The organism is Luteibacter mycovicinus (assembly GCF_000745235.1).
GTDB lineage: Bacteria > Pseudomonadota > Gammaproteobacteria > Xanthomonadales > Rhodanobacteraceae > Luteibacter > Luteibacter mycovicinus.
This window is the reverse complement of record NZ_JQNL01000001.1, coordinates 85,066-98,217: the sequence shown is the minus strand read 5'-3', so window position 1 is coordinate 98,217 and position 13,152 is coordinate 85,066. Positions and strand designations below refer to the sequence as shown.

Below are 13,152 nucleotides of genomic sequence, written 5' to 3'. Positions count from 1 at the left end.
ACATTCAGCGACCTCAGGGCGCCCTGGCCATGTCCGCCGTCGACCAGCCACCACCGAGGGCGCGGATCAGGCTCGCCGTCGCCACAAGGCGCTGCTCGGTGATCTGAAGGCTGCTCTGTTCGGCTGAGAGCGCGGTGGCCTGGGCCGTCACGACCGTGGTGTAGTCGACGGTGCCCGCCTGGTATTCGTTTGTCGCGATCGTTTCGGCCTGCCGTGCGAGGCGCAGTGCCTCATCCTGCGCGACCGACTGCTGCGCGAGCACGCGCAGGTTGGACAACTCGTCCTCGACGTCCTGAAAGGCGGCGAGCACGGTCTGCCGGTAACTGGCGACACTCTGGTCGTAGGCCGCGCGCGCGGCTTCGACCGTGGATCTGCGCTGGCCACCGTCGAAGAGGGTCTCCGTCGCCGTTCCCGCCAGCGACCAGAGCTCATTCGGGGCGGACAGGAGCTTGCCCAGACCCGAGTATCCGGCTTCCGCCGACAGGTCGATGGTCGGGTAATACGCCGCCTGCGCCACACCGATCTGGGCGCTCTGCTGCTGCATCCTGCGCTCCGCTTCCGCGATATCCGGCCGGCGCTCGAGCAGTGCGGAAGGCAGCACACCGGCCACCTCCGGCAACGGCGTGTCCAGCGCGGCCGCCGGAATGGTCAGCTCGGCCGGCGCTTTGCTGACCAGCAGCGCGATCGCATGTTCGTACTGGTCACGCAGGCGCTCCGCGCCGACGAGGGACGCGCGGGCCGTGGCGAGAGTGGTCTGTGCGGTGATCACATCCGAACGTGCCACGGTGCCCGCGTCGTACTGGTTCCGCGCGATGCGCTGGCTGCGCTCATAGGCATTCACCGTGCGCTGGTAGAGCACGATGAGCGAGTCCTGATAGCGCAGTTCGAAATAATCGGTGACCAGCTCCGCCTGCGCGGAGAGGGTGAGGTCGGCCAGTTCAGCCGCGCTTGCCTGCGCGGAGGCCGTGTCGCTCTCGATCTGCCGACGGGCCTTGCCCCACAGATCGGGCTCCCACGTGCCCGACGCGGTCGCCGCGCGGCTGGTGCTGTTGCTGCGCGCACTGTGCTGGCGGCTGGCGGTCGGCGCTAGGTCCACCGTGGGCGACAGTCCGGCGCGCGCTTCGCCCACGACGGCTACGGCCTCGCGATACGCGGCTTCGTAGGCTTTCAGGTTCTGATTGTCGATGGCGACACGGGACACGAGCCGATCGAGCAAGGGATCGCCATAGACGCTCCACCAGGGACCGCGCTGCGCCGCGTCCTTCGGTTGCGCCGCCTGCCATCCGGCCGGCGCCTCCCTGAACGCGGCCGGGGCCGGTGCCGACGGGCGTTCGTAATTCGGCCCGACGGCGCAGGCACCGAGGGCGGTGCTGATCGCTGCAACGAGGAAGATGGGGGTCAGTCGGTTCATGGACGGGTATCCGGCAGGGCCGCGCCGGGGAACGCCCGGTGCCAGAAGCCCAGCGAGCGATGGCGGAAGCGGTCGAGGTAGAGGTAGACGACGGGCGTCGTATACAGCGTGAGCAGCTGGCTGACGACGAGACCGCCGATGATGGAGATGCCGAGCGGACGGCGCAGCTCCGCGCCCATACCGTGATCGAGCACCAGAGGTAAGGCACCGAGCAGGGCGGCGCAGGTCGTCATCAGGATGGGGCGGAAGCGCAGCAGACAGGCACGCTCGATCGCCTGGAGCGGTTCGAGCCCTTCGTTGCGTTCGGCTTCAAGCGCGAAGTCGACCATCATGATCGCGTTCTTCTTGACGATGCCGATGAGCAGGAACACACCGATCAGCGCGATGACACTGAATTCGGTACCGGTCAGCAAGAGGGCCAGTACGGCACCGGCACCGGCGGACGGCAACGTCGACAGGATCGTCAGCGGATGGACGTAGCTCTCGTAGAGGATGCCCAGAACCGCATAGACGGCAAGCAGCGCGGCACCGATCAGCAGCGGCATCGTGGCGATGATCGACTGCGACTTGCCTGCCGTGCCGCCGAACGACCCACGCACGGACACCGGCATGCGAATGGCCTGCGTGGCTTGCTCGATGGCCCTGGTCGCATCCGCCAGTCCATAACCCGGCGCCAGGTTGAACGACAGCGTGGTCGCGACGGCCTGGCCCTGGTGGCTCACCTGCACGGGCGTATTGCCGGTGGCCAGCGTGGCGAACGAGGAGAGCGGAATCATGGTGCCGGCCGTCGTGCTGACCGCGGAGCCGCTGGAGGCGCGTCCGCCGCTGGTCGCGATCGAGTTGGTCGCGGCGTTCGTCGCTGCGGAGGACGTGGACGTTGCGGATGTACTCGCCGCACTGGTGGTGTTCGACGTGGCATTGGTCGACGACGTGCCGGTGGCGGCTTCGCCCGACGTGCCGACGTAGATGCCCTTGATCGTCTCGGGATCCTGCAGGTACCGCGGCGCGAGTTCCATGACGACGTGGTACTGGTTCTGAGCCTTGTAGATCGTCGACACCGTACGCTCGCCGTAAGCGTCGTAAAGCGTCGCGTCGATGATGTCGGGTGTCAGGCCGAGCCGCGCGATGGTCGGGCGGTCCAGCACGACCCGGGTCTCGAGGCCGCCGGTCTGCTGGTCGGAGTTCACATCGGCGAGCATCTTGTTGGACTTCAGTGCGTCGAGCAGCTTGTTCGACCAGACACTCAGCAGCGCACTGTCATCGGACTGCAGCGTGTACTGGAACTGCGCGAAGCTCTGTCGGCCACCGGCGGACAGGTCCTGCATCGGGAACATCATCAGCCGGGCACCGGGAATGTTCGCCAGCTTCGGGCGCAGCCGGGCGATGACCTGTGCCGCCGATGCCGTCCGCTCCTCGAGCGGCTTCAGCGCGACAATGACGTTGGCCGTGCTGGTACCGCGGCCGCCGGTGAACCCGACCACCGTCTGCACGGCCGGATCCGCCTGCACGATGGCCTGCGCTTCGGTGAGCTTGGTGCGCATCGACTGGAACGACGTACTTTCGTCGGCGTTGATGCCGCCCATCATCAGTCCGGTGTCCTGCTGAGGGAACAGGGTTTTCGGAATGATCGTGAAAAGCACGACGGTGACGCCGATGGTCAGAAAGAAGGTAAGTATCACCGCCAGCGGGTGCCTCAGCGCAATGCCGAGCGTTCGCGCATACAGGTCGTGAACCGCCTGAATGCGTCGTTCGATGAAGCGACTGACGCGGCCTGGCCGCTTCGGCTTTGCTTCGTCCTTCAGCAACAGCGCGCACATCATGGGAGTGGTCGACAAGGCCAGCACGAGCGATATACCGATGGCGACGGACAGCACCAGCGCGAACTCACGGAACAGACGTCCCACGATATCGCCCAGCAGCACGATAGGCAGGAATACCGCGATCAGCGATACGCTCATCGACAGCACGGTAAAGCCGACCTCTCTGGCACCGGTCAGGGCCGCCTCGACGCGAGGCATACCCGCCTCGCGGTGACGCGTGATGTTTTCCAGGACGACGATGGCATCGTCGACCACGAAACCCGTGGCGATCGTCAGGGCCATCAGCGACAGATTGTCCAGCGTGAATCCGCAGAGACGCATGATCGCGAACGTACCGAGGATCGACACGGGCACGGCCACGGCGGGAATCAACGTGGCTCGCCACTCGCGCAGGAAGACCAGCACGACCAGGACCACCAGGACCACGGCGACGATAAGCGTTTCTTCGGTATGCGACAGCGAGGCGCGGATGGTGCTGCTGCGATCCGCGGCGATCGTCATATGCGTGCCGGCGGGGAGGGCGGCCTCCAGCTGCGGCAGCACCTTGCGGATGCCGTCCACCGTGTTGACGATATTGCCGCCGGGCTGCTTGAAGATAAACAGCATGATGCCCTGCTTGCCATTGACCATGCCGACGTTGCGCAGGCTTTCCACCGAATCGTCGATCTCGGCGATGTCCTTGAGGTAGACAGGTCGCTGGTTGCGCCAGGCGACGATCAGATCGCGATAGTCGCTGGCCTCGGAGACCTGGTCGTTGGCGTAGAGCTGGTAACGAAGGTTGCCCTCGTTGACCACGCCCTTGGCGCTGTCGGCATTGGCGGCGGACAACGCGGCACGCACGTCTTCCAGACCGATGCCGTACTTGAACACCTTGCCGGGATTGATCTCGACGCGTACGGCGGGCAACGAACCGCCGTTGAGGTCGACATTGCCGACGCCCTGCACCTGAAGCAGACGCTGCTCGAGAATGTTCGACGCCTGATCGTAGAGCTGGCCGGTGGTCAGCTTGTCCGAGGTCATCGACAGAATCATGATCGGCGCATCCGCCGGATTGAACTTCCGGTAGGTCGGGTTGGCCTTGAGACTGGCGGGCAGATCCGCGCGGGCCCCGTTGATCGCCGCCTCCACGTCGCGTGCCGCGCCTTCGATATCGCGGTCCAGACCGAACTGCAGCGTGATGTTCGACGAGCCCAGGCTGCTCTGCGACGTCATCTCCGTCACGTCCGCGATCTGGCCCAGCCGGCGCTCCAACGGTGCCGCCACCGTCGACGCCATGGTGTCCGAACTGGCTCCGGCCATCTGCGCCTGCACGCGGATGGTCGGGAAGTCGACGTTGGGCAGCGGTGCCACCGGCAGCAGACGGAAAGCCAGGACACCGGCCACGGCGATGGCCGCGGTCAGCAGGATGGTCGCGACCGGGCGCCGGATGAAGATCGCGCTGAGGTTCACGATTGGCTTGCCTCGTGACCGGGCAGGCCGGCGCGATGGTGACGGAACCGCTGCGCGGCAAGGTCCAGCACCAGATACACCGCCGGTGTGGTGAACAGCGTCAGCAGCTGGCTGACCAGCAGGCCCCCGATCATCGCCACGCCGAGCGGATGGCGCAGCTCGGAACCGCTGCCATGGCCCAGAGCGAGCGGCACGGCCGAGATGAGCGCGGCCATCGTCGTCATCAGGATCGGGCGCAGGCGCAGCAGGCAGGCTTTGTGGATGGCCTCGCGAGGGCTGAGGCCTTCCTCGCGTTCGGCGGCCAGCGCGAAGTCGATCATCATGATCGCGTTCTTCTTCACGATACCGATCAGCAGGACGATACCGATGATGCCGATGATATCGAGCCCGGACCCACTGATCTCCATGGCTAGCAGCGCTCCGATACCCGCCGACGGCAGCGTCGACAGAATGGTGAGCGGATGGATGAAGCTCTCGTACAACACGCCCAGCACCACGTACATGACCAGGACCGCGGCCAGCACCAGATACAGTTCGTTGGACAGCGACGACTGAAACGCATCGGTCGCGCCCTGGAAGTTCACACCGAAGCTTTCGGGCAGGCCGACGGTCTTACGCGCCTGATTCACGGCGTCGACCGCCGCGCCCAGCGACGCGCCGGGCGCCAGGTTGAACGATACGGTGGTGGCAGGGAACTGTGCGAGGTGGCCGATCTGGTTCGGCTTATGTGTCACCACGACTTTTGCGATCGAGCTCAGCGGGACCTGGCCCGTCGTGGCGGTGGCCGAAGGCAGATAGATGGAATCGAGCGTCTTCAGGCCGCGCCCGAGCGTCGGATCCATTTCGAGGATCACCCGCATCTGACTCGACTGGGTGAACACGGTGCTGACGATGCGCTGGCCGAAGTTGTCGTAGAGGGCGTTGTCGATGGTCGCCAGCGTGATGCCGAAACGCGCGGCGGTGGCGCGGTCGACCACGACCGTGGCCGCGAGGGCGTTGTCCTGCAAGTCGCTCGTCACGTCCGCCAGTTCGGAGGACTTGCGCAGCTCGGCGAGCAGCTTCGGCGTCCAGGTGGACAGTTCATCCAGCGACGGGTTGTCCAGGATGAACTGGTACTGGGTGGCGCTGACCTCGGTATCGACGGTCAGATCCTGTACCGGCTGCATGTAGAGCGTGATGCCGGCGATTTTTGCGGCGTCCTTCTGGATGCGGCGGATGATTTCGTCGATGGAATCGTCGCGCTGATCCTTGGGCAGGACGTTGATCTGGAAACGGCCCGAACTCAGTGTCGTGTTGGTACCGTCCACGCCGATGAACGAGGACAGGCTGACGACGTCGCGATCCTTCAGCAGCACCTCGGCCAGCGCCAGCTGACGCTTGCGCATGTCGTCATAGGAGATCGACTGGGATGCCTGCGTAATGCCCTGGATCACCGAGGTGTCCTGGCTCGGGAAGAAGCCCTTGGGGACCACGATGTAGAGCAGGACCGTCAGCACGATCGAGCCTGCGGCGACGCCGAGCGTGATCCACTTGTGGTCGAGCGCCACGGTGAGAATGCGGTCGTAGCCGCCGATCACGCGATCGAACCATCCCGGCCGCTTTCCGGCGTCGGGCTGTTTCGGCTCCGCCGGATGCTGACGAAGCAGTCGTGCGCACATCATGGGCACGAGCGTCAGCGACACCACGGCGGACAGGACGATCGTCACCGCCAGGGTCACGGCGAACTCATAGAACAGTCGGCCGATGACATCGCTCATGAAGAACAGCGGAATCAGCACCGCCAGCAGCGACACGGTCAGCGAGATGATCGTGAAGCCGATCTCTTCCGAACCCTTCAGCGCGGCATCCAGCGGACGCATGCCTTGTTCGATATAGCGGCTGATGTTCTCGATCACCACGATCGCGTCATCCACGACGAATCCGGTGGCGATGGTCAGCGCCATCAGCGAAAGGTTATCGAGGCTGAAGCCCCACAGGTACATGGCACCGAACGTGCCGACCAGCGACAGCGGCACGGACAGGCTCGGGATGATGGTGGCGCGGACATTGCGCAGGAACAGGAAGATGACCATGACGACGAGCGCCACCGCCAGCACCAGCTCGAACTCCACGTCCTGGACCGACGCGCGAATGGTGGTCGTGCGGTCCGTCAGGACGGCCACATGGACGGACGAGGGCAGTCCGGCGGTCCACCGGGTCAGCGACGACTTGATGTTGTCGACCACCTGGATCACGTTCGCGCCGGACTGACGCTGCACGTTGAGGATGATGGCGGGCGTCGTATTCATCCACGCCCCGAGTTCCGCATTTTCCGAGCCGGCCACGACCGTGGCGACGTCCTTCAGCTTGACCGGGCGGCCGTTCTTGTACGCGATGATCGTCTCGAGGTAGTCAGCCGGATCCTGGATCTGGTCGTTGGCATCGATCGTGTACGCGCGTCTGGGGCCGTCGATGCTGCCTTTGGGCGTGTTGACATTGATGTTGTCCAGCGTGGTGCGCAGATCGTCGATATTGAGACCGTAAGCGGACATGGCGCGGATGTTCGCCTGCACGCGGATCGCCGGCTTGTTGCCGCCACTCAGCGTTACCAGGCCCACGCCGGGAAGCTGGGAGATTTTCTGGGCGATACGCGTATCCGCCAGCGTCTGCACCTGGGTCAGGGGCAGGGTGGGTGAGGTGATCGCCAGCGTCATGATCGGCGCGTCGGCGGGATTCACCTTCGCATACACCGGCGGTGCGGGCAGGTCGCTGGGCAGCAGACTGTTGGCCGCGTTGATCGACGCCTGCACTTCCTGCTCGGCGACGTCCAGGGTCACGGCCATGTCGAACTGCAGCGTGATCACCGACGCACCCGCCGACGAGCGCGACGACATCTGCTTCAGGCCCGACATCGTGCCCAGTTGCTGCTCGAGCGGCGCGGTGACCGCCGAGGTCATGACGTCTGGACTGGCACCGGGATAGAACGTCTGTACCTGGATCGTCGCGTATTCGACGGCCGGCAGGGCCGAGAGCGGCAACGAGCGCCATGCGACGAGGCCGACGATGAGCAGGGCGGCCATCAGCAGCGTGGTCGCCACCGGCCGCAGGATGAAGATGCGCGACGGATTCATGGGGCGGCCGTGGCGGCTGCCTTACCGGAGACCGACGCCTTCTTCTCGTCCGGCACGACGACCCTAGCACCGTCACTGAGGTGATCCGCACCGTCCACGACCACGACGTCGCCCACGTTCAGTCCGGAGGTCACGGCGACGTTGCCGTCGGCGGAAGGACCGGTCGTGATCTTGCGCAGCGATACCGTGCGGTCGCTCTTGAGCACGTAGACATAGGTGCCCGGTGTACCGGTCTGCACGGCCGTCGTCGGCACCGTCACGGCATCGCGCAGAGTGTCGACCAGCAGCGACGCGTTGACGAATTCGTTGGGGAACAGACGCCCGTCGGGATTGGCGAACAAGGCGCGCAGCTTGACCGTGCCGGTGCTCGTATCGACCGCGTTGTCGATCGTATCCAGGGTGCCATCGGCCAGCTTCGTGCTGAACGTACGGTCCCAGACCGATACCGGCCGCGGCTTACCGTCGGCCGCCGGCTTCAGCACCGCGGCCAGCGAATCTTCCGGCAGCGTGAACACGACCGAGATCGGATCCATCTGGGTCACCACCACGACGCCATCGGTGTCCGACGAGGTCACGTAGTTGCCGACGTCCACCTGGCGAAAGCCGGTCCTGCCGTCGATCGGCGAGGTGATGCGCGCATAGGTCAGGTTGAGCTTCTGCGTGTCGACCTGGGCCTGATCCGTCCGCACCGTGCCTTCGTACTCGTGCACCGAAGCGATGGCCGTGTCCACCGTCTGCTTCGATGTCGAGTCCTGTTTCATCAGCTGCTGGTAGCGCCGCAGATCGAGGCGCGCGTTTTCCAGCGTGGCCTGATCCTTCTGCAGCTGGCCCTGATACTGCGCCAGGGCGATCTGGTAAGGACGCGGGTCCACCTGCGCGAGTACGTCGCCCGCCTTCACCGTCTGGCCTTCGCGAAAGGCGATGGAGGTGAGGTAGCCGCTGATCTGCGCCTTCACGGTGGCGGTAGCCAGCGATGTGACCGTGGCGATCGATTCCAGCGTGACCGGGACGTCGGCCCTGGTGGCCGTCGCCACGCCGACCGAGGTCGCCGTCTGCTGTGCACCCGGACCTCCCTGATGGCCGCTACCGCCCGTACCCGACACCACCCGCCACGCGATGAACGCGGCGATCAGGAGTACGACCGCGACGACGGATACCCAAAGGCCGACGCGACGGCGTGACGGGGTGGAGGACGATTGCGGTTCGGTGCGCGGGTGCATGGCGGGCCATCAGGGAGATTCGGATGGTCGACACGGTGACACCGGACCCTTGTCGAGACAATGCATCTTGTTGATATCAAAACACATTTACACAGTGTGTCAGTATTTAAACAAACACCGCATTCGCTGGTTATCCGCCTCGGTGATGCCGCAGAATATCGACGAACCGCAAAAAGGCAGGGCGCGTTGGCCACTCCGCACATTCTCCTGGTCGAGGACGACCCCGGTATTCGCCAGCCGCTGGCGGACTTCCTGCGAGGGAAGGGGTTCGTCGTCTCCGAAGCCGACAGCGCGGAAGCGGCGGAGCCCCTGCTGGCACGCGGCGATGTCGAGGTGATGCTGCTCGACGTGATGCTGCCCGGGGAGGACGGGCTGTCGTTCTGCCGCCGCATGCAGGCCAGGGGTTCGCCGCGGATCATCATGCTTACCGCGCTGGGTGAGTCCACCGACAAAGTGGTCGGGCTCGAGCTGGGCGCGGACGATTACATGACCAAGCCGGTGGATCTGCGTGAACTGGTGGCGCGAATCCGTGCCGTGCTGCGTCGACCCATGACGGCCGATGCTCCCACGGTCGCCGCAAGCGGCGCGGATGGCCTGGTGCTGCGCTTCCAGGGCTTTACCTTTTTTCCGGCAAAACGCTTTCTGCGCAGTGACGCGGGCGTGCGCATTCCCTTGACAGGTACGGAGACGGATCTGTTGCTCGCGCTGTGTCAGCATCCGCGCGAGGTGCTCTCGCGTGACGAGCTCATCGGCCTGACCCGTGGCCAGGGCTTTCCGATCTCCGCGCGCTCGGTGGATCTGCTCATCAGTCGGCTGCGTCGCAAGCTGGCCGGAACCGATCCGCTCGACGATCCCATTCGCACCATGCGGTCGGATGGTTATGCATTTCAGCGCGATGTGACCGCCGGATGATCGGCCGCTTCTTCCGCAGTACCGTCGGCCAGATTCTGATGATCACGGCCAGTTCGTCGACGGTCACCTTCCTGTTTTCCCTCGCGCTGTTTTCGTGGCTTTACCCCAACGCGCCACCGCGTCCACCGTGGCCGTGGTCGGTCGCCTTTCGTATCGAAAGTCTGGTGGACGGTTTGCGTGGCGTCCCGGAGCGCGATCGCGCCGCGTTGCTGGCCGGCGTGCGCTGGCCGCTTACCGAGGCCAGACTGGCGACGGCGGCATCGGTGTGCGACGTGCTATCCAAAGACACGCGTGAGCTCGAAGCGGTGCTCCAGGACGACCTTGCCACGACGAGCGGCAAGGTCACCGTGCGCGAATGCAGCGATGCGCCGCTCGAGACCCGTGTGCAGATCCTTGTCGGCCTGGGCGAGCAGACGCTTGCGGTGCGTACGCATGCCGTCAACGGCACCCGTCGACGGCTGACCTTCCCGTTGGTCGGGGCACTTGTCTTTCTGGGTGTCGCGGTCGTTCTCATGTCCGCATGGGCGGTATGGCTGGTCATACGTCCGCTGCGGCGGCTGTCCGACCAGGTCACGACGTTCGGTGAACAGATGTCGTTCGTGCCACTGGCGGAAGAAGGTCCGCTCGAGATCCGGCGTGCCGCGCACGCGTTCAACCTGATGCAGGAGCGCGTAACGCGCTCGATCCAGGACCGCACCCGCATGTTGGCCGCGATAAGTCACGACATGCGATCGCCGTTGACCCGCATGCGTCTCCAGCTGGACACGGCGGAACCGACACAGATGGTGCAGAAGCTGTCGCGCGAGACCATCCTGATGCAGGACATGGTGACCTCCGCACTCGGCTATCTAGGCAACCGGAGTTCGTCGGAAGCCTTCGAGCCGCTCGATCTTGCGGCACTGTTGCAGACGATTTGCGACGAGTACGCGGATGCCGGTGTCGAGATCCACTACACCGGGCCGGATGCCCTGACGGTCGTGTGCAAACCGAATGCGATCCAGCGGGCGGTCGGCAACCTGCTCGAGAACGCGATCGCGTTCGGCTCGCGCATCGATGTGATCGCCACATCCGCCGGCGACCGGGTGGCGGTGACGATTGGGGACGACGGCCCCGGCATCCCGGCTCATCAGCTGGCCGAAGCGATCGAGCCCTTCGTCCGGCTGGACCCGTCCCGTAACGCGCGACCGGGCAGTCTGGGCCTTGGCCTGTCGATCGTCAGCGACATCGTGCAGGAGCACGGCGGCCGCCTGACGCTGTCGAATCGCGTGGAAGGGGGGCTGCTCGCGCTGATCGAACTGCCCCTCGTCGCATCCGCCCAGTGATCAGTCCAGGCCGATCCAGCGGTGCGTCTCGGCCATGTTGAGGGCGAGCCTGGGGCTACGGCGGGCGACGCGCTCACGCTTCTCGCGGTCGGCGCGGACCGTCGGCCACGCGGCGAGATACGCTTCGAGTACCGCCGGATCGCCTTCGTATTTCGCGATCGTCGCCGGTGTCGCGGAGCGCAGGGCCACCGCGCCGTTGTAGCCGCCGAAACCCTGCGTGGCGCAGATGGCGCCACCGTCCGCGTTGCCGTCGGACGGGTCGGCCTGCAGATGGAAGTGCGCCGCGACATCGGCCAGGTCGGGGTCCAGCCGGCGCAGTGTCGGGACGCCGGGCGCCTTGCGGCCGAGTACGAACTGCAATGCCTGAGACAGCGCCTTCAGGCCGGTCTCGCCCATCGTGTGACCGTCGCCGACGGCCTTCGGCGTGCCCACGAAGAGCTTGGGCAGATCACCCTCGACACCCTGCCGCTGCGCCGCGCCGCGTAAGCCAGCCAGTGCGGTGCCGAGGTCGGTCTTGGAGTTGGTACGCGTGCCCGTCGCGTGCGCCGCGAGGTACTGGAAGTCGTGCACGCCGTAACCATGGCCGGCATGGGCCATGTCGAGCGCCTGTACCAGCGCGTTCTCACCGCCGAAGCCGACACCGGCGAAATGCGCCTTGCCACCGGCTTCCGCACTCTGGCCCCAGCCGACGATGATGGACGTAATATCCAGCTGGTTGGTGAGGGCGAACTCCAGGGTCGTCACCAGCAGGCCCGAGCCCCCGTGGCCGACCACGGTGCCGTCGGCATCGATGTCGAAAGGCGCGAGCGAATCGTGCACGCTGCGTACATTGCCGTCGTCGTGCGCGGCGTTCTTGGCGGCCAGCTTGTCGCCGGTCATCAGCGCACCGCCACCGAACGCTTCGAGGATGCCGAAGCGTGGCTGCAGCGCGGCGTCGGCCGCGGTAAGGAGCACCATCTGCGGCTTCTGAAAACCGGGGTAGTCGAACAGCAGCTGCGGCGCGATGTCCGCCAGCGCGACCAGACTCGACGCGCAGGCGCCCACGGCGGTCATCGGCGCCTGCGGGACGCGCATGAAGCCGACATCGTCGGAGCGCAGCGACTCGCGCAGTTCCGGGTTCTTCAGAACGCGGCTGATGCTGTACGACGGCGACAGCATGGTCGAGACGAGGGCAGGGCCGTGCGAACCCAGCGAGTGCGCCAGCCGGACCGCGAAGGTGTCCTTCGGAAAGCCGCCTTCGGGCAGCGGCGCATCCGGCCGCAGCCATTGGCCCAGCGCTTCGTTACCGCCGAATGCCGTCGCTGACGCCACACGGAAGCCGAACGGGTTGGGGACCAGTTCGGACAGCGGGCGCGGCAGCCCGGCCAGCGCGCCGAGCGCGCCATAGGCGAACAGCTGGGCCTGCAACGACGGGCTGAGCAACGGATCATCCTGGAAAAGACCGTGCATGTCCTTGAGCTTCGACGCGCGGATATCCTCATATCGCAGACCGGCGAGGCGACGCAGTCCGACGGTCTCCAGGTCGTGCGGCAACGGTGCGGCGATGTCGGTTACCACGCGCGGCGCCAGTTCGCGCACGTTGGGCACATGGCGTATGCCGCTGTTGGCGCGGAGACTGTCGCCGTGCAGGCGCTTCAGTTCGTCCAGCGTGACAGGCTCACCTGCGTGTTCGCCCCCGGCCCAGCGCATGCCGTCCGCTGCGCTGGCGGATTCCGGATCGATCTCCACCAGACCCGCGTCGAACGCGGCCAGCGGAAGGAATTCTTCCGACCGGGCGACGAGGGCCTGATAGGTTTCCGTCGAACCGACGGCCGACAAGGTGCAGGCCGTGCCGACGGTGACGAGGACTTGATTCGTTTTCAGGATAGCCATGCCCGGACGGGTACCGATACAGATGAATTCCCCATT

The 13,152-nt window shown here is 65.6% G+C and carries 7 protein-coding genes; 2 read left to right on the top strand and 5 right to left on the bottom strand.

All coding sequences use genetic code 11. The features are described from left to right. Window positions 1-13 precede the first annotated feature (13 nt). Genes FA85_RS00395 through FA85_RS00380 form a run of 4 tightly spaced genes read right to left on the bottom strand, consistent with a single transcriptional unit; the run spans window position 14 to window position 9,010 of the window. The gene (locus FA85_RS00395; RefSeq protein ID WP_036113122.1) at window positions 14-1,411 is read right to left on the bottom strand and encodes an efflux transporter outer membrane subunit; all 1,398 of its coding nucleotides are present in this window, start codon (window positions 1,409-1,411) and stop codon (window positions 14-16) included. After that, the gene (locus tag FA85_RS00390; RefSeq protein ID WP_036113125.1) at window positions 1,408-4,680 is read right to left on the bottom strand and encodes an efflux RND transporter permease subunit; all 3,273 of its coding nucleotides are present in this window, start codon (window positions 4,678-4,680) and stop codon (window positions 1,408-1,410) included. Before FA85_RS00390 ends, FA85_RS00395 begins: the two co-directional genes overlap by 4 nt. Further along, window positions 4,677-7,790, bottom strand: a complete 3,114-nt coding sequence (locus tag FA85_RS00385; RefSeq protein ID WP_036113128.1) for an efflux RND transporter permease subunit — start codon at window positions 7,788-7,790, stop codon at window positions 4,677-4,679. The genes FA85_RS00390 and FA85_RS00385 overlap by 4 nt, the downstream gene beginning before the upstream one ends. Then, on the bottom strand, window positions 7,787-9,010 hold the full coding sequence (locus FA85_RS00380) for an MdtA/MuxA family multidrug efflux RND transporter periplasmic adaptor subunit (protein WP_051943643.1): 1,224 nt from the start codon (window positions 9,008-9,010) through the stop codon (window positions 7,787-7,789). Before FA85_RS00380 ends, FA85_RS00385 begins: the two co-directional genes overlap by 4 nt. 60 nt (window positions 9,011-9,070) lie before the next feature. Here FA85_RS00380 and FA85_RS00375 point away from each other — a divergent pair, with 60 nt between their 5' ends. Beyond that, entirely contained in the window at window positions 9,071-9,922 is an 852-nt protein-coding gene (locus FA85_RS00375; RefSeq protein WP_081907475.1) for a response regulator transcription factor, read from the top strand. After that, the gene (locus FA85_RS00370; protein WP_036113136.1) at window positions 9,919-11,244 is read left to right on the top strand and encodes an ATP-binding protein; all 1,326 of its coding nucleotides are present in this window, start codon (window positions 9,919-9,921) and stop codon (window positions 11,242-11,244) included. Before FA85_RS00375 ends, FA85_RS00370 begins: the two co-directional genes overlap by 4 nt. Here FA85_RS00370 and FA85_RS00365 read toward each other — a convergent pair whose 3' ends face one another. Beyond that, window positions 11,245-13,116, bottom strand: coding sequence for a beta-ketoacyl-[acyl-carrier-protein] synthase family protein (locus tag FA85_RS00365; protein WP_036113140.1), 1,872 nt, complete (start codon window positions 13,114-13,116; stop codon window positions 11,245-11,247). Window positions 13,117-13,152: the final 36 nt, after the last annotated feature.